Annotated in this window: 19 protein-coding genes and 1 riboswitch; of the genes, 14 read left to right on the forward strand and 5 right to left on the reverse strand. The window is 66.3% G+C overall.

Annotation, left to right across the window (positions count from 1 at the left end):
• Positions 1-41 precede the first annotated feature (41 nt).
• The 4 genes from ACO0LU_RS07535 to ACO0LU_RS07550 form a co-directional block, all read right to left on the reverse strand.
• Positions 42-872: a hypothetical protein gene (locus ACO0LU_RS07535; protein ID WP_424790798.1), complete on the reverse strand. Its 831-nt coding sequence runs from the start codon at positions 870-872 to the stop codon at positions 42-44.
• A gap of 37 nt (positions 873-909) precedes the next feature.
• On the reverse strand, positions 910-1,377 hold the full coding sequence (locus tag ACO0LU_RS07540; RefSeq protein ID WP_424790799.1) for a hypothetical protein: 468 nt from the start codon (positions 1,375-1,377) through the stop codon (positions 910-912).
• 37 nt (positions 1,378-1,414) lie between these two features.
• Positions 1,415-3,115 carry a cell division protein FtsK gene (locus ACO0LU_RS07545; protein ID WP_424790800.1) on the reverse strand — a complete coding sequence of 567 codons (1,701 nt, stop codon included), beginning with the start codon at positions 3,113-3,115 and terminating at the stop codon, positions 1,415-1,417.
• An 84-nt stretch (positions 3,116-3,199) separates the two neighbouring features.
• The gene (locus tag ACO0LU_RS07550) at positions 3,200-3,637 is read right to left on the reverse strand and encodes a hypothetical protein (protein ID WP_424790801.1); all 438 of its coding nucleotides are present in this window, start codon (positions 3,635-3,637) and stop codon (positions 3,200-3,202) included.
• A gap of 152 nt (positions 3,638-3,789) precedes the next feature.
• On the opposite strand from ACO0LU_RS07550, the gene ACO0LU_RS07555 reads away from it, so the two are divergent.
• From ACO0LU_RS07555 to ACO0LU_RS07610, 12 genes are all read left to right on the forward strand, one after another.
• Complete coding sequence (locus ACO0LU_RS07555; protein ID WP_424789373.1) at positions 3,790-4,827, forward strand: IS110 family transposase; 1,038 nt, start codon at positions 3,790-3,792, stop codon at positions 4,825-4,827.
• A gap of 893 nt (positions 4,828-5,720) precedes the next feature.
• Positions 5,721-6,200 (forward strand): DUF305 domain-containing protein, encoded by a 480-nt coding sequence (locus ACO0LU_RS07560; protein WP_424789372.1) that lies wholly within the window; start codon positions 5,721-5,723, stop codon positions 6,198-6,200.
• 58 nt (positions 6,201-6,258) lie between these two features.
• Entirely contained in the window at positions 6,259-6,513 is a 255-nt protein-coding gene (locus ACO0LU_RS07565; RefSeq protein WP_424790802.1) for an SHOCT domain-containing protein, read from the forward strand.
• A gap of 2 nt (positions 6,514-6,515) precedes the next feature.
• Positions 6,516-8,003, forward strand: coding sequence for a multicopper oxidase family protein (locus ACO0LU_RS07570; protein ID WP_424790803.1), 1,488 nt, complete (start codon positions 6,516-6,518; stop codon positions 8,001-8,003).
• Positions 8,004-8,405: 402 nt separating this feature from the next.
• The gene (locus ACO0LU_RS07575; protein ID WP_424790804.1) at positions 8,406-10,721 is read left to right on the forward strand and encodes a heavy metal translocating P-type ATPase; all 2,316 of its coding nucleotides are present in this window, start codon (positions 8,406-8,408) and stop codon (positions 10,719-10,721) included.
• 96 nt (positions 10,722-10,817) lie between these two features.
• On the forward strand, positions 10,818-13,298 hold the full coding sequence (locus tag ACO0LU_RS07580; protein WP_424790805.1) for a phosphoketolase family protein: 2,481 nt from the start codon (positions 10,818-10,820) through the stop codon (positions 13,296-13,298).
• A 328-nt stretch (positions 13,299-13,626) separates the two neighbouring features.
• Positions 13,627-13,890, forward strand: coding sequence for a DUF2933 domain-containing protein (locus ACO0LU_RS07585; RefSeq protein ID WP_424789331.1), 264 nt, complete (start codon positions 13,627-13,629; stop codon positions 13,888-13,890).
• 171 nt (positions 13,891-14,061) lie between these two features.
• Positions 14,062-15,657, forward strand: a complete 1,596-nt coding sequence (lnt, locus tag ACO0LU_RS07590; protein ID WP_424790806.1) for an apolipoprotein N-acyltransferase — start codon at positions 14,062-14,064, stop codon at positions 15,655-15,657.
• Between the two features lie 995 nt (positions 15,658-16,652).
• Positions 16,653-16,826: riboswitch (cyclic di-AMP (ydaO/yuaA leader) on the forward strand.
• A 177-nt stretch (positions 16,827-17,003) separates the two neighbouring features.
• The gene (locus tag ACO0LU_RS07595) at positions 17,004-17,168 is read left to right on the forward strand and encodes a hypothetical protein (RefSeq protein WP_424789333.1); all 165 of its coding nucleotides are present in this window, start codon (positions 17,004-17,006) and stop codon (positions 17,166-17,168) included.
• Between the two features lie 164 nt (positions 17,169-17,332).
• Positions 17,333-18,238, forward strand: a complete 906-nt coding sequence (locus ACO0LU_RS07600) for a hypothetical protein (protein WP_424790807.1) — start codon at positions 17,333-17,335, stop codon at positions 18,236-18,238.
• Positions 18,239-18,413: 175 nt separating this feature from the next.
• Positions 18,414-19,148, forward strand: a complete 735-nt coding sequence (locus tag ACO0LU_RS07605; protein ID WP_424789335.1) for a hypothetical protein — start codon at positions 18,414-18,416, stop codon at positions 19,146-19,148.
• Between the two features lie 4 nt (positions 19,149-19,152).
• Positions 19,153-19,854 (forward strand): FAD-dependent oxidoreductase, encoded by a 702-nt coding sequence (locus tag ACO0LU_RS07610; protein ID WP_424789336.1) that lies wholly within the window; start codon positions 19,153-19,155, stop codon positions 19,852-19,854.
• A 362-nt stretch (positions 19,855-20,216) separates the two neighbouring features.
• Here ACO0LU_RS07610 and ACO0LU_RS07615 read toward each other — a convergent pair whose 3' ends face one another.
• Complete coding sequence (locus ACO0LU_RS07615) at positions 20,217-20,807, reverse strand: class I SAM-dependent methyltransferase (protein WP_424789316.1); 591 nt, start codon at positions 20,805-20,807, stop codon at positions 20,217-20,219.
• Between the two features lie 201 nt (positions 20,808-21,008).
• Between ACO0LU_RS07615 and ACO0LU_RS07620 the strand changes: the two genes are divergently transcribed.
• Together ACO0LU_RS07620 and ACO0LU_RS07625 are read left to right on the forward strand one after the other, a co-directional pair.
• Positions 21,009-21,527 (forward strand): hypothetical protein, encoded by a 519-nt coding sequence (locus ACO0LU_RS07620; RefSeq protein ID WP_424789317.1) that lies wholly within the window; start codon positions 21,009-21,011, stop codon positions 21,525-21,527.
• Positions 21,528-22,030: 503 nt separating this feature from the next.
• Complete coding sequence (locus ACO0LU_RS07625; RefSeq protein WP_424789318.1) at positions 22,031-23,431, forward strand: glucose-6-phosphate dehydrogenase; 1,401 nt, start codon at positions 22,031-22,033, stop codon at positions 23,429-23,431.
• Positions 23,432-23,444 lie beyond the last annotated feature (13 nt).

Here is a 23,444-nt window from a genome sequence, read left to right on the forward strand (position 1 = left end):
CAGGCGGCGTCCAGGGGTGTCCTTCTGCTCCTGCGGGTCGGTCAGTTGCGCCCGTATTGGCCGGCCAGGTCCAGGTCGAGCAACTTGCGGTCATCACTCCGCGGCGGAATGAACTCATAGGAGGCATCGGGGCGAAGGTTCGACAGCGCGATCGCGTCGTCATTCTCTGCGTCGATGTCCGACCAGTGTCCGATGACGTTTCGCTCGGCGTCCAGGATTGCCGCACCGTCCCAGTAGTCACCCTGGTCAGACTCCTCCAGGGACACGTACCTGGCCTCGGGCAACTCAGCCCTGACCGCTCCGGCCACCACCTGAGCCGAGAGTTGCTCCATCCGCATCGTCATGCGGTGGTACTCATCCATCACCTTGTCCAACTGGTGTGCCGGTCCGGCGGGGGAGTGTCCGTAGACCTTCTGCTCTACCGTCTCGTCCTGCTCAGGGTTACCGTCGTACACCGGGTCGCCGTCATTGACCACGATGCGGATGTTGCGTCCCTTGGCCCCCTCTTCGGTGTCCACCTGGACCACCAGGGCGCCGTCGATCTCTGAGGTGTGGACGCCGGCGGTGAGGCCCTCATACTGCACGGACTCAGCGCGAGCCTCTTCCAGCTCGGCCTGCTCGCGGGCGTCCTCCCACTCATCCCAGTCCTTGGCCCCCCAGTTGTCGCGGATTGCCACGGTCTCCACGTCCCAGACGGCGCCACTACGGATGGCTTCCATCAACTCCCAGGGCTGGATGCCTTCAGGGGCCTGGCCCGGAGGCGAAAGGTTCACCCCCGAAGCGGGCTTGCTGGTCTCGGCGAACTGGCCCCCAGTGGGCTGGCCGGAGGGCTGGCGGGCTGGAGACCTCCAGGCGACGTCGTGAGTGCTCATGTCGGTGATGTGTCCGGGCTGTGGGTGTAGCGCGCTTTCAGGTGCCCGGTGGCCCGATCTGCAGCGGGGCCACTTGCCCATCGGCGTAGGCGCGCTGCACCAGCGGTTCCACGTCGTCGGCCACGGTCCGACCTGAGGGCAGCACCGTGTAGGGCAGGAAGGCGACCTCGAAGGTTACGATTCCTGCTTCCACTGCTTCCAGCTGGGCCTTGATCAGCAGCGCCAGTGCCCGCCACGCCTGCCGCACCGCCTTGTCCCGTTCGGCCTTGGCGACCGGTGCGGTTCGCTTCTGACCGGTGGGCGTGTGGGTGAAACGCCGCTCGGATGCCTCCGGCAGCGGCAGCAGGAACCTCACCCGCCGGTTGTGCGCGGAGAACTCCACCATCGCCCGGTCGGAGGTGGTGGCGTAAGCGAAGGTGTCGGCCCCATACCTTTCCAGGGTGCGCTCAATCTCGGCACGGGACCGGTCAACGGGCACCTTGGTGTTCTCTGCGTAACGGCTCATCTTCTACTCCTTTCCCGAGTGCTAGCCCGGGAAGGGCTCAACCACGCTGCGCGGTCTGGGCGGCCTCCACCCGCAACTGGTGAGCGGCTGCGGCGGCCCCCTTCAACTTCGGCGGTGGTGCATCGCGTCCGTCCTGCTCACCCCATCCACTCCCATCCAGGCGTGAAGGTGGCGGGCCATCGTCCATACCGTCATCGTCCAAGGAAGGGGTGTGGCGGGCGATCTGCTCGGCGGTCGGCGCAGGCTGGTTGGTTGTGGGGACTCCAAGCCTGCCCAGCACCTTGCGGTACTCCTGGCTGGAGGCGAAGTAGGACTTGAACACAGACGGAGAGCGGCCTTCAGATTCGTAGGCGCCAACACCGCGGGAGATTGCCTCATCCTTGCGGATGTACTCCGGTGTGAAAGGGACGGCCGATTCGTCGTTGAAGGACTGGTTGCGGGCTGCTTTCGATGGGTTGGCCCCCATGAGGTACCGGTGACCGAGTTTGGCCTTCATCGCCGGCGGCAGCCCGGTGGTGGCGTTGGTCACCTGAGAGGACAGCACCATGCGCAGCCCGACGAACCGCATCTCAGCGGTGATCTTGGAGACCCACCGCTCCAGTTGTGCTTTGAGCAGGTTGGTCTGCAAGGCTTCTTGCACGATGGGATGGGTCTTGGGAATACCTGATGGCACCTTCTCAGCGCCCACCAGCGCGGCGTACTCATCGACGATGGCGATGAGCGGGGAGAACTGGACCGACTTGGGCAACTCGGTCCAGTTGACCACCTTGTGCTCACGCAGGATCGATGCGCGCCGCTGACCCTCCTCGTACATCAACGCCAGGGCCGTCACTGCCGCCTCCAGACTGTCGCACCCCCACCCACCGGGGCGCACCAAGTCCCGGCACCATAGGAAATCCACTGACTTTTCGGGGGTGTCCACCAGGATCAGCTCGGACCCCGAGGCCAGAGAGCCGGCAACGATGGTATCCAGGGTGACGCTCTTACCGGACTGGGGGATACCTCCCAGCAGCATGTAGGAGGCGGCCTTGAAGGAGATGGTGGTGTCCCTGCCGGTCTTCTCTCCGCTGCCGGGCAGGTCCATCCCGATCGGGATGTAGTTGTGGTCCAACCCCCTCATCTTGTCCATTGGGTAGGGGATCGCGGCAGGGAACGTGGGCGGGTCTGCCGGGGTGATCTTCGCGTTGAGTTTCGCGGGGTCGGTGGTGACGAACCACCCTGGCCGGCCGATGACTCCCTCAGCCACCTCGGTGAGCTTGTCGTCGTGCTTGGAGGGGACGTAACTGTTGGGCAGTTCCACCGCGAAGCCACCGTCGCGGGTCTGGCGCACCTGCACATCCCAGGGCTTGACGCCCAGGGCGACCCGGATGGCCTCACGGGCTCGGATTACCGGGCCGGTCAGTTTCGTCATCGTCGCCTGCCCCAGGTAGGGGTCGAACTTGGTCAACTTGTACCCCGGGTGGGCGTCCTCGAACTTTGCGGCAATCTTCTCCCCGTCGCTGGGCTTGGTGCCCCGGGCCAACCCGAGCACCATCGTGTTGGCCGATTCGGTGGCGCTGACCTCGGTGACCTGAGCGAACCGGGAAGCGGTCAGCGTCCCCGCCTTGGGATCGATGGAGTCCACCTCCCAGCCCTCACCGTGCTTCTGGCTGATCTTGGCCAGCACCGCATTGGTGTGCTTGCGGGCGTCGAAACCCGCGGGGAGTTTGACGCTGATGCGTTCGATCTTGCTGGCCACCGGGGTCGCTCCTTCCACTGCTACGCACTAAGGGGGTCTACCTATACCCATGCGCAGGCACCGAGCGACGCCGCTTGCGGAAACTCAGGGATGCACGTCACCTGGCTGCACTTCCGGGCGAGGCCGGATGAACCGCAGCGCGTGCCGGAAGGACGAACCGGACCAGGCCGTGTCGGCACTGACCTCGATGACTATCGGATCGACCAGGACCAGGTGGACCGGGGAGCGGTCCTTGGTGAAGCGGTCGATGGCAGATGGGGGCACTTCTGCGGGCCAGGGGTGGGTGCCGGTGGGGGAGCGCAGTAGTGGTGCCAGGGCGCGGCGCTGCTCGGGCCGCAGCGGGGTGGTGCGCCCAACGATGCGCAAGCGGCCGCCGACTTTCAGGCCCGCCACGAGTGTTTGGGGCTGGGACAGGCTGCCGGTGACGGCCCCGCAGACCACCTCCCGGGTGTGGCGGTGCTTGACCTTCAGCCAGTCCCGCTTGCCGACCCACTCCCGCCCCTGCCCTGACAAAGATGACATGCATCCGGCCTAGGTGGCTGGTTGAGCCGGGTGGGCCTCGGTGGACTGGGGGTGAATGGCGGGGCCTCCTCAGCTCAGACGCAGGATGATTGCTGGTGTCAGCAGAGACTGCGTTCGACAACGTGGTGTCTTTGGAGCTTGAGGAGGTCCCAATGTCCATCATAGGCGGACTCGATGTCCACCGAAAGCAGATCACCTTCGACTATCTCGATACGCTCACCGGTGAGGTTCAGACCGGGCAGATCGTCCCGGCCGATCGATCCCGGCTGAGGTCGTGGCTGGAACGGTTCGCCGGTCGCGACGATGTTGAGTTCGCTACCGAGGGCTGCACCGGGTGGCGATATGTGGTCGAGGAACTGACCCGGGCGGGGGTGCGGGCGCACTTGGCTGAGCCGGCCGAGACCGCGGCGGCGCGCGGGCCCAAGCGTCGCGCGAAGACCGACCGGGCCGACGCGCGGCTGATCCGGGAACTACTCACCGATGACCGGCTGCCCGAGTGCTATATCCCCCCGAGCCAGATCTTGGAGTATCGGGCGTTGCTGGAGTTGTACCACGACCTACGGCGTGAGCACACCGCCTGGGTCCAGCGCATCCATGCGGTGTTGTTCCATCAGGGCGCCACCGGGCTCGGTGAGGCAGGGCTGAGCACCTGGGAGGGTCGCCGGCGGCTGACCGAGATCGCCGCAGCCCAACTCTCGGCCGTAGGCAAGGTCCAGGTCGGGACCGGGACCGAGATGCTCGAGGCTACTGAGGCACACCTGGACCAACTGCGTCGACAGTTGGGTGGTATCGCCCGCCACCTCAAGGGCTCGAAGGTGTTGGCCGATTCGATCTATGGGGTCGGGCAGGTCACCGCGCTGGCGCTGACCTGCTGGCTCGCGGGTGCGGATCGGTTCTCCTCGACCCGTAAGGCGGTCCGCTTCACCGGGCTGGACATCACCGTGTACTCCTCGGCCGGGAAGCGCTCACCGGGACACCTGTCTCGCCAAGGTCCGCCGGTGTTGCGATGGTGTGTCTATGAGGCCGGTAAGACTCACGCTCGGGTCAGCGCCCCGGACCACGGCTACTACGCCCAGGTCAAGGACCGTATTGACGGCAAACGCGCGGCGCTGTCGGAAGCCCGCAAGATCACTCGACGGGCCTGCCACATCCTCTCCGAACTCGGCGACGACGCCTTCACCCGGGTGTGAGCAGCGGTGTGGTCACTGGCGAGTGAGGATCGGTACGGGCAGTGGCGCCATCATCAAACCGATGTGCCCACGCGGCCAGCTCCAGCAAGCCCCCTGTCCGCCTTGCTTGACGTCCCTGCCGCGCAGGGACTATGCGGACGGCCTCAAAAGACTGAGCGGCCGCGTCTCCCGCTGGCGGGAGACACCCAATCCATCATCATGTCACCGGAGCCAGGAAGGGCTCCGCGGACCTAGGTAAGGCTGGATGCTTCGGCCCGAACCAGATCCGCACCCCCAGGTAACCACACCATCGATCACACCGAAGACCACCAACGACCAGGAGGCCCCCTGACCCCTTTGCCTGCAACCGTGGACCAGTTCCACTCCCAGCATCCTGCCCCCCGAAGGCCATCATGATCTGCTCCCGGGCGGCCGCCTCAAGGGCGCCTACGGCGTCGCTACGCGAGCGCTACCGCGCCCCCTTGACCCAACCACCCGCTCGCAGGGCATTGGCAACTACCGGGGAACAGGCTGAACAGCCCTGCCCACAACGGCCTCACGCCTTAACGACTCAGCCCTTGCGCCCACCGGGCCGAAGCAGGTAAAGGGGATGAAGACTCGATGAAGAATCCCCGTGAGGCCGCTCGGGCCTTGGTGTCGGTGCGTCGTGCGTGGTTAGGCTCCTTTAGCCGCGGACGAAAGGTCTGCCGGCTGCGGCTGGGCCTACGTTGCTCGTCGCCGACTTTCAGCAGATGGAGAACCCCGTGACACGCAGGACCCGACTCGCGGCCGTTGCCGGCGGGATCGCTCTGACTCTCTCCCTCGCCGCGTGCGTTGACGGAGGGGAGGGCACGCCGGATGAGCCGGCTGCGGAGGAGACAACCAACAACACCTCGCAGACGGAAGGAGAGGGCATGCATAACGACGAAGACACGATGTTCGCGCAGATGATGATCATCCACCATGAGGGTGCCATCGAGATGGCTGACCTGGCCCAGGAGCAGGCTGACAGCGAAGAGGTGCGTTCCATCGGGGAGCGGATCTCCGCCGCGCAGGACCCGGAGATCAAACAGATGACCTCCTGGCTCGAAACCTGGGGGGAGGAGACCTCCCCGGCGGGTGGCATGGAGGGTATGGACCATGGCATGGACATGGAAGGCATGAGCCAGGAGGAGGCCATGGCCGAACTGGAGTCCCTATCCGGCGCCGAGTTCGACCAGCGGTTCCTGGAACTGATGATCGCTCACCACCGCGGCGCGGTGGACATGGCCCAGGCCGAGCTCGACGGCGGGGAGAACCCCCAGGCGCTGGAGTTGGCTCAGAAGATCATCGATGACCAACAAGCCGAGATCGCCGAGATGGAACAGATGCTCGACGCCGTGAGGCAAGAGTGATCGGGGAGCTGGACCTCTCTGGAAACCGGAGGCGGCGAACCACAGCGGAGGTGTGCTTGTGGACTGGCGCCACATGGGATCGTGGGGAATGGGTTGGGGCTGGATTTTCTTGGTCCTGTTGGTGATCGGCATCGCGGTGCTGGTGGTGGCGCTGGTCGGAGGTCTGGGCGGCCGTCGCCACCGGTCAGACCCGGTCCGGGCCCGACGTGGTCGAGCGCGTGAGATCCTTGACGAACGGTACGCTCGGGGCGAGATCGACGCCATGGAGTACGACGAGCGGCGTCGGCGACTCGATGAAGACTCAGAGAACTAGACGTGGAACCGATCACGCGCCGCCAGGCGCTCCAACTAGGAGTAGCCGGATCGCTCGGTGTTGTGGTCGGCGGGGTGGGCCTGTCCCAAACCGGTCTGCCGTGGACTGATCCCGGAGGCGTCCCGCTGGCTCCAACCGCAGGACGTGCTGGCGCGGCCGCAGAACTGGTGGAGCCGGAACTAGTTGCCAGCCGGGACGGTCTGCTGCGCGTGGATCTCGTGCCCGCAGCCCAGGTGAACAAGATCGCCGGGCGGCAAGCAAAGGTGCTGACCTACAACGGCACCCTCCCGGGGCAGACCTGGCAGGTTCGGCCCGGGGACCGCATCGAAGTACGCCTGCGCAACGAACTCGACACGGCCACGAACCTGCATACCCACGGGCTGGTGGTCTCCCCGCAGGGCAACGGAGATAACCCGTTCATCAGCATCGAGCCCGGCGAGAACTTCGACTACCGCATCGACCTGCCACCAGATCACCCCACCGGGGTGTTCTGGTACCACCCCCACCGGCACGGCACGGTGGCCGAGCAGATCTTCAGCGGCCTGTACGGGGCCATCATCGTCACCGGAGATGAGATCCCGGTCAGCTCGGAACGTGTCCTCATCATCTCCGATATCTCCCTGACCGCCGACGGAGAGATCGCACCCGTATCGGCTCAGGAGGTGATGATGGGCCGCGAAGGAGACCTGGTCCTGGTCAACGGCCAGCACCAGCCACGCCTGGTCGCCCGGCCCGGTGAGCGGGAACGGTGGCGAGTGATCAACGCCTGCACCTCCCGCTACCTGCGCCTGGCTCTGCCCGGTCAAGACCTGGAACTGCTCGGTATCGACGGCGGTCACGAGCCGACGCCCCGGATGGTGGAGGATGTCGTGCTGGCCCCTGGCAACCGCGCGGACCTGCTCGTGACCATGCGCAACGGGACCAGCGATTTCCGCGCGCTCGGCTACGACCGCGGCGGGATGGGCATGATGGGCGCAGGCATGTCTGGGCCCGTCACCCTGGCCACGCTCACCGTCACCGGGCAGCACGCGGGCACTGTGCGCCCGGTGCCCGGGCGCCCGGTGGACCCGGATCTACGTGAGCGGACCGTAGACCGCCGACGGGAGATTGCCTTCACCATGAGCATGGGCGGAAGGATGATGGGGCCCGGCGGAATGGGAGACATGATGGACCTCGGGTTCGATGGCCGAGCCTTCGACGCGAACCGGGTGGACCAGCGCGCCACGGCCGGGGTTGTAGAGGAATGGACCATCGCCAATCCCACCCCGATGGACCACCCCTTCCACCTCCACGTCTGGCCCATGCAGCTCATCGAGGACAACGGAGAGCCCGTTGACCAACCGTCCTGGCGCGACGTCGTCAACGTCCCCGCCCAAGGGCAGGTCCGTGTGCTGGCCGACTTCACCCGCCACCCAGGTCGCAGCGTCTACCACTGCCACATCCTCGACCACGAAGACGCCGGCATGATGGCCGTTGTGGAAACAACGTGATCGCCAACTGACGACGCGCAGGACTCCTGCGCACAGCGCGATCTCTGGCCGGAGGTCTTGAACCAGTCAGTTACCTCGGCACAGCCGTTCTTGCCAAGCCTCCAGGACCTCAGGGTCTCAGGCTTACGTGCCACCCGGCGGTTCACCAACTGTGGCGCATCAGTCCAGGCGCAAGGTTGCCTCCTTGAGGATCTGAATTGGCTCGAACCACATCGAGGGGTAGTCGCTACCCGAGCCGGACTGGTACCACACCACATACCACCGAAATCATCGACCGCCTGATCCCGCCAATCGGCAACTTCTCATGAAGAACCCATGAAGATCAGCCGCACCTCGGCCCCTTTGCACCCAGCAGGGATGCATTGTAGGGGTATGAATGGAGATTGTCGACGAGGGGAACGTATGAGCACGCCAGAGCACCATGACGGGCACGGCGAGATCACGCCTGATGGAAGCGGTCCCGTCGACCACCACACCGCCCATGGCGCCGGACACGGGAGCCAGACCACCCATGGGCAGGCGATACCGACGAGGACCGGCCAGGTCACCGACCCATTGACCGCCGCGGCGCACTCCGGCCAGGACCACTCCCACCACAGCCACGGCAGCCATGAATCTCACGCTGGTCATGACGCCCATGGAGGGCACGGCGGACACGAGGGACATGGGGATCATGTGGGAATGTTCCGGCGCCTGTTCTGGATCATGCTCGTCCTGGCGATTCCCACCGTGCTGCTCAACGGTATGTTTGCGGATTTCCTGGGGTACACCCTGCCCGACGTACCGGGGGTCGAGTGGGTCTCCCCGGTTCTTGGGACGGTCATCTATGTATGGGGTGGGCGCCCCTTCCTCACTGGCGCCGTCGACGAGTTGCGTGCCCGCAAGCCGGGAATGATGCTCCTGATCGCGATGGCGATCACCGCCGCGTTTATCGCCTCGCTCGGCGCCAGTTTGGGGATCTTCTCCCACGAGGTGGATTTCTGGTGGGAAATGGCCCTGTTGGTGGTCGTCATGCTCCTGGGGCACTGGCTGGAGATGCGCTCTTTGGCGCAGACCACCTCCGCGCTGGACTCCCTGGCCGCGCTCCTGCCCGATGAGGCCGAGCGGGTGGAGGGCGATCAGATCGTCACCGTCGCCCCGGCAGACCTTGGCCTCGGGGATGTCGTCATCATTCGTCCGGGTGGCCGTGTGCCGGCCGATGGTGAGGTCGTCGATGGCGGCGCTGATGTGGATGAGTCGATGATCACCGGTGAGTCCAAGCCGGTGCTGCGCACCGTCGGAGACCACGTGGTGGCCGGTACCGTGGCCACTGACAACGCGCTCCGGGTGCGGGTGTCCGCTATTGGTGAGGACACCGCATTGGCCGGTATTCAGCGTTTGGTTGCCGAGGCCCAGGCCTCTACCAGCCGGGCCCAGTTGCTGGCGGACAAGGTCGCCGGTTGGCTGTTTTGGTACGCGGTCATCGCTGCGATCGTCACCGCGGTCATCTGGTTGTGGTTGGGGGTACCTGAGAGCGCGCTTGCGCGAGCCATCACCGTTCTGGTCATCGCCTGCCCCCACGCCCTGGGCTTGGCGATCCCGCTGGTCGTGTCCATTTCCACCGAGCGTGCCGCCCGTGGCGGAGTGCTGATCAAGGACCGCGCCGCGATGGAGCGCATGCGCGTGGTGGACACCGTGCTGTTCGACAAGACCGGAACCCTGACCAAGGGCGAGCCCGCGCTCACCCACATCACCACCACCGGTGCCTACGAGGCCGGTGACCTGCTGCGTCTGGCGGCGGCCGCGGAGGCCGAGAGCGAGCACCCGCTGGCGCGGGCGATCGTGGACGCGGCCGAGGACCGAGGACTGCAGGTGCCCCCGGCCAGCGACTTCCGCGCCGCGACGGCTGTCGGGGTGCGCGCCACCGTCGAGGGTTACGAGGTCCAGGTTGGTGGCCCGGCGCTGCTCGCCCAGCACTCCGCTGAGCCGTTGCGAGCCAGCACGGCGTGGTCGGAGGCCGGGGCCACCGTCCTGCATGTGCTGATCGACGGAAAGGTGGCCGGGGCCGTGGCGCTGGCCGATGAGATCCGCGAGGAGTCCCGCCAGGCGGTCGAGGCACTGCACCAGTTGGGCATCCGGGTCGTGATGATCACCGGTGACGCCGAGCCGGTGGCCCGTACGGTGGCCGCCGACCTGGGCATCGACCAGGTCTTCGCCCAGGTCCGGCCCGAGGACAAGAGCGACAAGGTCCTTGAACTGCAGCACCAGGGCCGCATCGTGGCCATGGTCGGGGACGGCGTCAACGACGCCCCGGCGTTGGCCCAGGCCGACGTGGGGATAGCCATCGGGGCCGGCACCGACGTGGCCATCGGCTCGGCCGGTGTCATCCTGGTCTCAGACGACCCCCGTTCGGTGCTGTCGGTGATCCAGCTCTCGCGAGCCAGTTACCGGAAGATGAAGCAGAACCTGTGGTGGGCCGCTGGGTACAACATTGCCGCCGTCCCACTGGCGGCTGGGGTGTTGGCGCCGATCGGGTTCATCCTGCCGATGTCGGTGGGCGCCGTCCTGATGTCCGTGTCGACCATCGTGGTGGCGCTTAACGCCCAGTTGCTGCGCCGGCTGGACCTCAGCCCCGAGGCCAGCACCGCCGCCGCGCACGGCGCCCCCAAGGTGCCCTCCGCCGGTGGCGCAGAGGTCCCTGCGCCACGCGAGGACGAGGTTTCAGCGCACCGCCACTGATTCACCCCTGCGGGACGGTGGCGAATTCTGGCCCATGAGGAAGTCGACGAGCCTGCCACTTGGCGGGGATCCACGAGACAGGAGTAATGAACCATGATGAGCGCAAGTGCTTCCCCGACTACCTGGCGCCACCGCGGCGAGCAGGGTCCGGACGACGCCACAATCGCGAGGATCGACGCGTGGTGGCGTGCCGCGAACTACCTGTCGGTCGGGCAGATCTACCTGTTGGACAACCCGCTGCTGCGCGAGCCGCTCCATCGCGATCACATCAAGCCGCGGCTGCTGGGTCACTGGGGCACCACGCCGGGTCTCAACTTCGTCTCCGCCCATGCCAACCGCGTGATCCAGGAGCGCGAGCAGTCGGCGATCTACGTCGTTGGCCCTGGTCACGGTGGGCCTGGGCCGGTTGCCAACGGCTACCTGGAGGGCACCTACTCCGAGATCTACTCCGACGTCTCCCAGGACACCGAGGGCCTGCGCCGCCTGTTCCGCCAGTTCTCCTTCCCCGGCGGCATTCCCTCCCACGTCGCTCCCGAGGTGCCCGGCTCCATCCACGAGGGCGGAGAACTCGGCTACTCCCTAGCTCACGCTTACGGCGCCGTATTCGACAACCCGGACCTGCTCGTCTTCACCGTCGTAGGCGACGGTGAGGCCGAGACAGGGCCGCTGGCCGCGAGTTGGCACGCCAACAAGTTCGTCAACCCGAAGACCGACGGTGTCGTGCTGCCGATCCTGCACCTCAACGGCTACAAGATCGCCAACCCCTCCGTGCTCGCCCGCATCGGGGAGGACGAACTGACCGACCTCATGCGCGGCTACGGCCACCGCCCGTACGTGTTCACCGCCGGCTTCGACGAGGAGGATCACAGTTCTATCCACGCCCGGTTCGCCGCCCTCCTGGATGAGTTACTCGACGAGATCGCCGACATCAAACAGCATGCCGCAGGGCTGGACGCCGAGGAGGTCGAGCGTCCCCGCTGGCCGATGATCGTGCTGCGTACCCCCAAGGGGTGGACTGGGCCGAAGGAGGTCGACGGTGCCCTCACCGAGGGCTCCTGGCGTTCCCACCAGGTGCCACTCGCCAACGCCCGCGACACCGCCGAGCACCTGCAGGTGCTCGAGGACTGGTTGCGCGACTATCGACCTGAGGAGTTGTTCGACGAGGAGGGTCGGCTGGTCGAGGACGTTGCTGCTCTGGCCCCCGAGGGCCACCTGCGGCTGAGCGATAACCCGCACGCAAACGGGGGCCTGCTGCTGCGCGACTTGCGGATGCCGGACGTGCGCGACTTCGCCATCGACGTGCCGGCCCCCGGCGCCCCGATCACCGAATCGACCCGTGAATTGGGCAGGTGGCTCACCGAGGTGATGCGGCTCAACCCAGACAACTTCCGCCTCTTTGGGCCGGACGAGGTTGCCTCCAACCGGCTCCAGGCGGTCTACGACGTCACCGCCAAGCAGTGGAACGCTGACCTGCTGGACAGCGACCGCGCCGAGAACCTGGCCCGCGCTGGTCAGGTGGTGGAGATCCTGTCCGAGCACCAATGTCAGGGCTGGTTGGAGGGCTACTTGCTCACCGGCCGTCACGGTCTGTTCACCTCCTACGAGGCCTTCATCCACATCGTCGACTCCATGGTCAACCAGCACCTGAAGTGGTTGAAGGTCACCGACGAACTGCCGTGGCGCCGACCGATCGCCTCGCTGAACTACCTGCTCAGCTCGCACGTGTGGCGCCAGGACCACAACGGCTTCTCCCACCAGGACCCCGGGTTCATCGACCACGTCGTCAACAAGGGCGCCGACCTCGTGCGCGTCTACCTCCCGCCGGACACCAACACTCTGCTGGCGACCTACGACCACGTGCTGCGCACCCGGCAGTACGTCAACGTCGTCGTCGCCGGCAAGCAGCCCGGCCCAGACTTCCTCACCATGGAGCAGGCACAGGACCACTGCCACCGCGGCCTGGGCATCTGGGAGTGGGCTGGCACCGAGGAGGACGGCAGCGAACCCGACGTCGTGCTCGTGTGCGCCGGGGACATCCCCACCCTGGAGGTGCTTGCCGCCGCCGACCTACTGCGCCAGCACCTGCCTGAGTTGAAGGTGCGCGTGGTCAACGTCGTCGATCTCATGCGCCTGCAGGACCCCAAGGAGCACCCGCACGGGCTGCCCGACTCGGAGTTCGACGCGATCTTCACCACGAGCAAGAAGGTGATCTTCGCCTTCCACGGCTACCCCTGGCTCATCCACCGGCTCACCTACCGGCGCACCAACCACGCCAACCTCCACGTGCGCGGGTACAAGGAGAAAGGCACCACGACCACGCCCTTCGACATGGTCATGCTCAATGACCTGGACCGATACCACCTCGTCATGGATGTCATCGATCGCGTCCCGGGCCTCGGTGCGCGCTACGCGGGTCTGCGGCAGCGGATGTCCGACGCGCGGCTGGCGGCCCGCCGGTACACCCGCGAGCACGGCATGGACACTCCCGAAGTCGCCGAGTGGCAGTGGCCCGACGTCGGAGAGACCGGCACCGCAGTCGGTGGTCCGCAGTACGACACCGGCGGTGACAACGAGTAGCGGCTCTGCCCGCACGCCAATTTGTATGAGGGTCGGCCCGATCCGCGCTGAAGGCACACGGACTTCTCCACCCGCTCGCCAGAGATCCGCCACCTCGCCCACGCCGGGCGCGGTTCGAGAACTCCACGCCGCCCGGCATAGATACCCCTGGGTGGAGTGGGTCGTGCGAGTCCACGCTGTGATGTGCTGTGGGGCAACGGATTCACCAAAACGCTACAGAACGGAGACCCGTTATTCAGGTGAGCGTCAGAAAATGAGGGGAAAGCCCAGGCGTTGCGTGCGGGACTGCCTCTACCGCTCGGTGAGGCATTGTTGAGAAGGAGTGACGATGAACCACAGCGGCAGGGGTCACCTCAAGGCAATGGTCTTGCTCATGGGTGGACTGTTCATCGCCCTGCGGCTCTTCGGCCTGCCCGGCGGGCAGGCGTTGCTGTACGCGGCTGTGCTGGCTTGTCCGGTGATGATGGTCATGATGATGTTCGGTGGCCACAGAGGGCATGGGGATCGACGGAGATCGCAGGAGTCGCCACCCTTGGACGATGTGCTCCCGCATAGCGCTGGCGACCACGCTGACCGTGGGCACCGGCACTGACTGTCGCAGTCCTCGGGGTGATTGGCCGCGTGCGGGGCCAAGCACGATCGTCGAGGGATCCGTGTGCCTGGTAAGGCTGCAGGTGGTGTGGGCGTGGCCGTGACGTCGTCCACACGGTCACCTGGAGACTCGCCGGCACCGGTCTTCTCGGAGGCTGTGTGGCCGGTGATGATGGCCGCCGGCGGTGGGGTGCTGACCAACCTGGCGTTTCCCGATCGTGGATGGTGGCCGTTGGCCTACCTGGGCATCGCGCTGCTGCTGCTCGCGGTGCGTGGGGCGCGGATGGCGCCGGCAGCGGCGACCGGATGGGTGTGGGGTGTGGCGTTCTTCCTCCCACACGTGTACTGGGTCGTCCATGCGACAGGTTCGCTCGTGCCATGGATTGCGTTGAGCGTGATGCAGGCGTTGTACATCGCGGGCTTCGCCGCCGCGTGGACGGTTGCTCGGCAGGCGGTCTGGGTACGGGATCACCCGGTGGTGCAGACCTGTCTCGGTGCCATCATCTGGGTCGCTGTCGAGCAGTTTCGAGGCTCCTGGCCGTTTGGCGGTTTCCCGTGGGGCATCCTGGCCTTTTCCCAGACCGACGCGCCGCTGGTGCGGCTGGCTCCCTACGGCGGCGAAGTCCTCGTCTCGGCCGCAGTGGTGTTCATCGGCGCGCTGATGGCGTTGGTGTGGACGCGACGATCCCAACTTGCGGCTGCCATGGGCGTCGCGATAGTGGTGCTCATCTTGGCTCTGGGCCCGGCGCTTCTGCCGCTGGATGCCGAAGCGGAGGTGGGGACCCTTCGTGTCGGTGCCGTTCAGGGCAACGTGCCCCAGCAGGGTGCCGGTTGGGCCGTGCAGGCCCGGGAGATCACGGCGAACCACGCCCGGGGCACCGGCAGGCTGGTCGAAAGTGTAGAGGAGCGGCTGGACCTGGTGCTGTGGCCGGAGAGCGCCGCGGACATCGACCCGCGCACCGACGCTGAGCAGGCCGCGCTGGTCGAGGCGGCCACCGAAGCGGCGGGCGCCCCGGTCCTGCTGGGCACGCAGCGGTTCCCCACCGGCGAGAACATCCGTTACAACGAGTTGGTGCTGTGGCAGGAAGGGCAGGCGGTCGGCGGCGCCTACGCCAAGCAACACCCAGTTCCGTTCGGGGAATACGTCCCTTACCGGGACCTGTTCCGGCGGATCACCCCGATGGTGGACCGGGTTTCTACCGACATGGCTGCGGGGCAGAGCCCGGGGCTCATGCCTATCCCGATGGAGCGACTGTCACGTGAGGTCGATGTCGCGGTGGGCATCTGCTTCGAGGTCGCCTACGCCGAACTGATCCGCCAGGGCGTGGTGGGAGGCGGGGAACTCATCATCATCCCGACCAACAACGCCTCCTTCGGGTACTCCCAGGAGTCGACCCAGCAACTGGCGATGTCACGCTTCCGTGCGGTGGAACACAGGCGGGCAACAATCCAGATCTCCACGGTCGGGGTCAGCGGCATCATCCTGCCCGACGGGAGCGTCGTTGCACGCACCGGACTGTTCACGGCGGAGGAGATGGCTGCCACCCTCCCGCTGCGCACGACCCTGACACTAGCCGCTCGGCTTGGCTCGGTGCCCGTAGTGGCCGTCTGGGTCTTGGCTGGAGTCGGCGTGGCAGCCGGAGTTCTGGGCCGCCGTCGTAGCCAGGTGCACCGCGTCTCAGGTCAACACCCTGAGGCATTCACTGAGGACCGCCCGCACGAGGACCTCACCGCGCAACGACCTGTCAGCGCCGCGACCGGCAGGTGAGGTGCGAGGTGCTCGGCCGCTGACGGTATACGTTGTGGCTGGGATTACGCTCTTGGAGTGCGATGACGTCCACTGCGCCCTAAACCTGCAGCCAGACCAGCTGTGGTGGTCAACTTGTCGTCGGCGTGGCTCTCGAAGTGCACATGTGGCCCGGTGGACCTGCCGTTTGAACCGACGCCGGCGATGACGTCACCGGCTTCTACGGCAAACACGGCCACGAGGAGCAGCCCGTACGAGCCGAGCCGTGCCGGGGCTCGCATATCAGCTGGGTGCTCTGGTAGCCGGCCTCGTCGATGGCGGCCATGACTGCCGCGTCGTCGATCTGGCCATCTGCGGCCACGGTCAGGCGGCCCGCCGCCGCGCTGACCTCGATGGCCTGAACTCCGGGGATCTGCGACACCTCGGCGCGTCCCGCCGCTAGGAGTTCGGTGCAGGCCTGCTCGCAGGCGTGGTCGGCCTCGGCACTGACCGGCAGTGCTCATGGTGGCCGGCGTGGGCTGCGCACTCATCCCCGCAAGAGCGGCACGCCTCGAGGCAGGTCTGGAGCATGGCTCGGGTGAGGTTGGAGTCGTACCCGGTGTGGCGGGACAGCACCCGCTGTGGTGTCACAGATGTCGGCGCAGTCGAGGTTGGTCCGGATGCACTTGCGCAGTTGGTCGACCATGTCCTCGCTGAGGCAGGCGTCTAGGCGGTACAGGCCTGGGAACAGGCGACAAGGGTGTCGATCCCGTGCGAGCAGGTCGCGGTCGAGGATCTCGCCTGGGTGGGTGGTGATCGTCTCAGTGGTTCTCATTTCTTTCCTCCAGCTCCGGTTTCTTGCTCCGTGACGGTGCGGGCTTGCGACGCTACGCGAGGACCCTGGGGTGCCTGGCAGGAGTCGTGACGACGATGAAGGTTTGATGAACTCTCACCTGGAGCCGCTGGCGGACCGTGATCGTGGGGGTTCGTTTGTGTAACGTCGCTTCTGCTTCTCGTCCCCCTTCACGGGAAGTCCACGTGCGGACGCCGAGCCCTGCCACCGCACCGTGGTCCTTGATCGTCCGTGGCAGGGACGGGGAACCCGATGTGGGCCCGCTTTCAAGGTCCTTGGGATGAAGTCCGATGCCTGAGCCGGGTGTGCTCATACCCGAACCCGACAGTTGGCCTCGTAGGCGCCTTGGAGAGGTTTACCCGTGACATCTAGCCGCAACCCTGGGCGGCACCGTCCCGAGCGTCGTCCCGTCACCGTTTTCTCATCGCTGGGTCCGCACCTGACGGGTCCGGCTGCGCGCCGTGCTGCGGCCTCCAGGCGAGCGGCGCCGAGACGGCGGAGGTCCACCCGCGCCGTCGTCTCCGGTGACACGGTCTTGAAACTGGCGCAGCGCCACGACAGCACCGTTTCGGCGAGCGTCGCGGCCAACGGCCTCAACGCGCAGGCGCTGATCTGCGTCGGTGAGGTGCTGACGATCCCCCAGGGCCAGGCCACCGTGTCGGCCACGTCGACGACGGCGGCGCTGGACTCGCGTGGCTGACCCTAATCCCCTCGATTGTTCCTAGGAGGCGTCATACCGTGCGTGTGGTCGCTCGAGGGGCCGTGGTTGCCCTGGTTGTGGGGTTCGTCGTCGTGGGCAGCGGTGTACCGGCCGGCGCTCACCAGGAGTGGTTCGTCAGCGACCCGGAGGCCTATCCACTGGACTTGGGGGCGCTGCTGCGACCCGGCGTCGTCCTCGCTGTGGCCGCAACCGTCGCGGTGACGGTGTTGTTGCGGCCGGTGGCGGCGCGGCTCCCGGCTCCCGAACTGGCGGTGATCAAGCCGGCACGGCGGCTGGCGTCGTTCGTGCCGTGGGTGCCGCGGCTGCTCGCTGCGCATCTGGGTGTCAGCCTGCTGGTCTTGGCGTTCGACCGGGCGGTCCTGGATCCCGGTATCCATGTCCCGGACGGCGCGGGGGGCACGTTGCTGCTCGTGCCGCAGGCCGTGGTGGGCGGGCTGCTCATCGCCGGTGTCCTGGTGCGCGCGGCGAGTGTGGCGATCATGCTCACCGGGCCGCTGCTCGTGGCTCTGCAGGGTCCCGAGGCGCTCGTCACCCTGGCAGTGTTCGTCGGCATCGCGGCGTTCTTGTTTATGTTGCCGCCGCGTCTGAAGGATGGAGGCCGCACGGACCTTGACCCGCCGACACTGCGCCGCGCGGCATTGGGCCTCAAACTCGGTGCGGGAGTAACCCTCATCTCCCTCGCGGTCGTTGAAAAGTTCGCTAATCCCGCGATGGCGCGGGCGATGCTCGAGCAGGAGCCCCTCCTCAATCTCCTTGCCCCGTTCGGGGTGAGCGCCGACGCCTTCGCGGTGGTTGCCGGGTCCGTCGAGCTCCTGTTCGGGCTGCTCGTCATTTCCGGCGCTCTGCCGCAGGTGGTCGCGCTCCTGGCGGCTGTGCCGTTCACCGCGACGCTGGCGCTTTTCGGGGCGACCGAGCTTCTCGGGCACCTTCCGTTCTACGGTGTCCTGCTCGCCTTCCTCGTGCTGGGGAGCCGGGAAGAAACTTCCCGCGCCCTGTCAGGACTCAGGCGACGGCCGCGCGCACGTATCCGGTCCGAAGCACTCGCCTGAGAGTACGCCGGCCACTGGCCGACACATACGAGGAAGGAGACGCCACACCGGACTAGAGACGGCATAGACGACAACAGCAGAGCCGCTCGCGCGCGAGCGGCCTACGTCCACCACTCCACACTGGAGGGTGGGGTCCGACGGGCGTCGGCCATCCGGCCCCGCACACACCCGAATAATGGAAGGTGGAACCACGACGATGCTGCTCGGGGTCAAGAGCACGAGGGAGGTTGTGCTGCGCCATCTCCTCGTCGGAGGGCTCGCCGGGTTGGCGGTCTACGGGGGCTGGGAGGCGAACGGCGAATGGGATCGCGAGATGCGCCTGTGGAAGTCGTTCGGCGTGGGCGCCGCCGCGCTCATCTGGTTCGTCGCCCTCGTGGGACCGGCCGCGCGGCTGTGGCCGGCGTTGACACGGCTCGTCAGTTGGCGGCGGGAGGCCGGGGTCTGGTTCACCCTGGTGGTGCTCGGGCACTTCGCCCTCGTCTGGGACGGCTGGGCGCGTTGGTCCGTCCGGGAGTTGCTGGGGTTCCAGTACGTGCCCGAGTTGGACGCCTACCTGCGCTTTGAGCCAGGATTCGGGCTCGCCAACCTCATGGGTCTCCTCGCGCTGCTGTTCGCGCTCGTCCTGGCAGCGACGTCGTTCGACCGGGCGGTCAGCTTCCTGGGAATCTCGTCATGGAAATGGCTGCACACCTTCTCCTACGTCGTCTTCTACACCATGGCGCTGCACACCTTGTACTTCGCTTTCATGCACTACACGCCTTCCCCGTACCGAGTCATGATGGGGTTGCCGACCGCCTACCCGGAGAACATCCTGCGCTTCGCCTACGTCGTGATGGTGCTCTCGGTCATGGGGGCTCAGGCCGCCGCATTCGTGAAGACGGTCCGCCAGCGGCGCGCGGTGGGAAGGTAGCGGAGTGAGGCTGCGAGGACGGCGGCGAGTCTTCACCACCGCGCTGACGGGCCGCAGACAGGTTGCGGAGAACACCCTAGAGGTGTCGTTCGCGCGGCCCGACGGTTTCGTCTTCGATGCCGGACAGTACTTGCAGGTCCGGGCGCCGAAACTGCTGCACCGAGACGCCAGGGGAAGATCGCGCGTCTTCTCCATCGTCTCCTCGTCACATGACGAGGAGAGAGTCTCGATCGCTTACCGGGAGACCGGCAGCGGGTTCAAGCGGACCCTGCGAGAGCTCGACCTCGGGTCTGAACTGCAGATCGAGGGGCCGCACGGGTTCTACACGCTGCCACGCGAACCGGTGCGGCCGGTGGCGCTGCTGGCCGGAGGCATCGGTGTCACGCCCTTCGTCAGCATGCTGCGGTCCCTGGACGGCCGTGAGGACGGTTGGCCCCCGATCACTCTGCTGTACGCCAACAAGAACGCCCGGTCTGCCGTATTCCTCAATGAGCTCGACGAGATGGCGCGCGGCAACGCCCGGCTGACGTTGTGCACGCGGTTCGGTCTCCTCGACGAGTCGTTCATCCGCAAGAAGATCGATGACCTGGAGCGCACGTGGTATGTTGCCGGGCCGCCGATGATGGTCGACGCCGTCCGCAGCGCTCTACACGTCGTGGGAGTGGACGCCTCCAGGGTGCACTTCGAGGAGTTCGTCGGGTACTGATCGCGCTCGGGATCCAGCCGCTCAGTGCATCCGATGGAAGTCGTTCCCTGGGGGTGTCCCAATGTCCTGTGTCAAGCGGCTTGGGGGATGGTCGGGGTTCGTAGAGGGTGCCGTTTTGAGCATGGCGTGTAGGACGTCGATGCGGCGGCGGGCGAGGCGAATAGGGGCGGCGTTGTGCTTCTTTCCTTGGGCGCGTTTGCGGTCCTAGAAAAGACGCTTGCGCATCCTCAAACGAGCCATCGCCCGCGAGGTCTACCAAGCCATCAAGACCGACCTCACCACCACCCCGGACCGGACTTGACATCCATAGGAGCATCCTGGCCCGTGGCTGGATAGGTCGGCCCGAACGCGCCGGCACCGGGCTAGGGCGGGCACGTTTTGCGGGCGGCAAAGCGTAGAACAAGACCGTGCAGCGAATACTGTACGTTGACGATCTGGAGGCCGGCCTGGGCCAAGACGGGCTCCAGTGTTCCGCGCTCGATGAGTCGGTGGGGGGAACGGTCCACAAGGTGCACCACTGATGCCACGGGGGAGGCGACCAGGTCGTATCCCAGGAACATTCCCCCGGGCCGCAGGACACGGCACGCTTCGTTCACTGCGCTTTCCCAGTCGATCACGTGGTGGAGCATGAGGAAGCTCATCACCACGTCGAAGGACCCATTTCCATACGGCAGTTGTGTGGCATCGGCCTGGTAAACCACGGCGTGCGGTAGTTGTACCAACCGTTGCCGTGCGGCACGAACCATGGCGGGGTCCAGGTCGGTCACGGTGAGACGAATCTGCCGGTTGGTGCGGCCAAGCTCTGCTGCCATGGCACCACTTCCGCCGCCGATCTCGAGCACCTCACCTGCAAGCGAAAACCCTTGAGTACTCCACGGCAGGATTCGCCGCGCCAAGCACCGCCATGGTCCGCTGCGGCAGAGCAAGGCTTCAAGAACGGACATGGTCGGCATGATGGCAACCTTCCCAGTGAACTCGGCGGTCACGCGATCGGACACAAGGACGCCTGGGTGACAGCGAGCAGATGCAGAAACTGAGGCACACCGAGACCAAAGTAGGAGGAGAGAGGCGGGCGAAGTGGGCCATGGTGATGGAAACCAGCCTGCCGCTTGGCGGGCCCATGGCACAGGAGTGCTGAATCATGACGAGCGTAAGTGCTTCCCCGACTATCTGGCACCCCGGCGTCGGGCAGGACCCGGACGACGCCACCATCGCTCGGATCGACGGGTGGTAGCGCGCGGCGAACTACCTGTCGGTCGGGAAGATCTATCTGCTGGCGGGCGGTCTGGGTACGGGATCACCCCGTGGTGCAGACCTGTCTCGGTGCCCTCATCTGGGTGGCTGTCGAGCAGTTTCGGGGCTCTTGGCCGTTTGGCGGTTTCCCGTGGGGCATCCTGGCATTTTCCAAGACCGACGCGCCGCTGGTGCAGCTGGCTCCCTACGGCGGCGAAGTCCTCGTCTCGGGCGCAGTGGTGTTCGTCGGTGCGCTGATGACGTTGGTGTGGACACGCCGATCCCAAATTGCAACTGCCATGGCCCACCGCTCGAACGATCTGTGCGTAACAGGGTTTTCATCAGTGGCACCACTGGGCCATGCGCGATTGTCGCTATTGTCCCGGCCCCTCGTGCCCCACAATGAGCATCGAGACTCGGCCCGCAACGACCCTTTGTGAAACTACGGTGATGAGTTCTCTGGCAGGCGCCTACGCACCCGTACAGTACCCCCTGGGGGTAGGATCGGGGATGTCGTTCCCGGGATAGCAACCGCCTACGTGATGGGCGGCAGGTCGCCGTCCTCAGGTAGGGAGGAAGAGAAGGAGGAGCGTGAGGGGCCACGGTCAGGAAGATCATGGTGGCGGCGGGTGTTGTGGTGGCGGGGACCGTGAGCGTGGTCACTACGACGTCACGCCGGTCCGGGTGAGGTACTGGTCACCTGCCCGGTGAGGGGCACCGCGCAGGCGCGCAGGCGAAGTCCCAGTCGGAGGTGAACGGGTTCGTGCGAGACTTCGAGGGCGAGCGCTACTGCGTCTGCTGCGGGCGCTGCGCCGAATTCGACGCCGACCCGCAGGCCTACACCACGGCAACCTGAGCGTTCCGCCGGTATCTTTGACGGAGGTCTAAGTTGGAATCGTTATCACCGCCCGGGAGTGCGACCGGAACCACTCAGTCTGTGATCGTGGTGTTGTTCGGTGCCACTGGTGACCTGGCTCACCGCATGGTGATGCCGGCCCTGGTGGAGTTGCACGAGCGCGGATTGCTGCCCCAGAGGTGGCGCTTGATCGGCTGTTCCACAGACCGGTTGGATGAGGAGGCCTTCCGTGCCCGGCTGAGGGATTCCCTGCTGGGCAGCGAGTTGGGTCTGCCCGAGGACTGGGACCAGGTATGCCTGCGGGTCGGCTACGCGGGCGGGGGGTTCACCGATGACGACCCCGGTGCACTGCCTGAGGTTCTCGTTCGCGCGCGGCGTGAGTTAGCGGCCGAGGGCGGCGGTGAGCCGTTGGTCGTGCACTTTCTGGCCGTGCCACCGGCGGCGTATCCGGTGATTACTCGGGGGCTGGGACGTCATGACTTGGCGGTGGGCGCCCGGGTGGTCTTCGAGAAACCCTACGGCAGGTCGCTGGCAGACTTTGAGTCGTTGGACGCGCTGGTGAAGAAGGTGCTCACCGAGGAGCAGGTCTTCCGCATTGACCACTTCCTCGGCAAGCAGGCGGTGCAGGCGATCTACGCGTTGCGCTTTGCGAACCGGCTGTTCGGCTCGCAATGGGATGCCCACGGGATTGAGCAGGTACAGATCGACGTGCCCGAGGACCTCGACGTCGCCCAGCGGGCTGGGTTCTACGACGCTACCGGCGCGGCGCTGGACATGCTGGTCACCCATCTGTTCCACGTGGCCAGCCAGGTGGCGATGGATCCGCCGGCGGACGTGCAGGACCCGGAGTCGGTTGTGGCCGCACGGGATGCGGTCATCGGGGCGTTCCGGCCACTGGATCCGGTCAGGGACGTCGTGCTGGGGCAGTTCGAGGGCTATACCGATATAGCCGGGGTGGCGGCTGGTTCCGGGCAGGACACGTTTGTCGCTGCCCGGCTGTGGATCGACACCGACCGGTGGCGGGGCGTCCCGTTCGTGCTGCGCACCGGGAAGCGCATGGCTCGTAAGGCTCAGCGAATCACCTTGATCATGCGTCCGCCCCAGGGTCCTTTGGGCGCGGCCGTCACTGGGCGTAACACGATCGAGATCGACTTCAGTGGACCCGGGGCCTTTGCTGTCGGTGTGACTGTCAGCACCCCCGGACCGGGTCGGGCGTTGAGTTTCGCGCACACCGAACTTGACTTGGCTGAGGTGCCGGGCGGGGAGCCGATCTCCGCCTATGCCTCCTTGCTCCACGATGTTCTTGTCGGGGACCGTTCGCTGTTCACCACCTCCCATTGCCTGCGGGCGGCCTTCACCGCCTTCGCGCCGGTGCAGGGCCCCCAGCGCCCGCCCCCGTTGCCTTACGCGCTCGGCTCGTGGGGGCCGCAGGAGGCTGAGCGTCTCACGGGTCCGCACGGGTGGATGCTCGAGCGCCGCGCACGCTGACCGCTCAGGGGAC

The sequence above is a fragment of the Pseudactinotalea sp. Z1748 genome (assembly GCF_049725185.1).
Lineage (GTDB): Bacteria > Actinomycetota > Actinomycetes > Actinomycetales > Beutenbergiaceae > CALKWS01.

What these genes read in the sequence shown, in the direction of transcription:
- ACO0LU_RS07535 (WP_424790798.1), bottom strand. Translation starts at nt 872, where the DNA reads ATGAGCACTCACGACGTCGCCTGGAGGTCTCCAGCCCGCCAGCCCTCC.
- ACO0LU_RS07540 (WP_424790799.1), bottom strand. Translation starts at nt 1,377, where the DNA reads ATGAGCCGTTACGCAGAGAACACCAAGGTGCCCGTTGACCGGTCCCGT.
- ACO0LU_RS07550 (WP_424790801.1), bottom strand. Translation starts at nt 3,637, where the DNA reads ATGTCATCTTTGTCAGGGCAGGGGCGGGAGTGGGTCGGCAAGCGGGAC.
- ACO0LU_RS07555 (WP_424789373.1), top strand. Translation starts at nt 3,790, where the DNA reads ATGTCCATCATAGGCGGACTCGATGTCCACCGAAAGCAGATCACCTTC.
- ACO0LU_RS07560 (WP_424789372.1), top strand. Translation starts at nt 5,721, where the DNA reads ATGCATAACGACGAAGACACGATGTTCGCGCAGATGATGATCATCCAC.
- ACO0LU_RS07575 (WP_424790804.1), top strand. Translation starts at nt 8,406, where the DNA reads ATGAGCACGCCAGAGCACCATGACGGGCACGGCGAGATCACGCCTGAT.
- ACO0LU_RS07580 (WP_424790805.1), top strand. Translation starts at nt 10,818, where the DNA reads ATGAGCGCAAGTGCTTCCCCGACTACCTGGCGCCACCGCGGCGAGCAG.
- ACO0LU_RS07585 (WP_424789331.1), top strand. Translation starts at nt 13,627, where the DNA reads ATGAACCACAGCGGCAGGGGTCACCTCAAGGCAATGGTCTTGCTCATG.
- lnt (WP_424790806.1), top strand. Translation starts at nt 14,062, where the DNA reads ATGGCCGCCGGCGGTGGGGTGCTGACCAACCTGGCGTTTCCCGATCGT.
- ACO0LU_RS07605 (WP_424789335.1), top strand. Translation starts at nt 18,414, where the DNA reads ATGGAAGGTGGAACCACGACGATGCTGCTCGGGGTCAAGAGCACGAGG.
- ACO0LU_RS07615 (WP_424789316.1), bottom strand. Translation starts at nt 20,807, where the DNA reads ATGCCGACCATGTCCGTTCTTGAAGCCTTGCTCTGCCGCAGCGGACCA.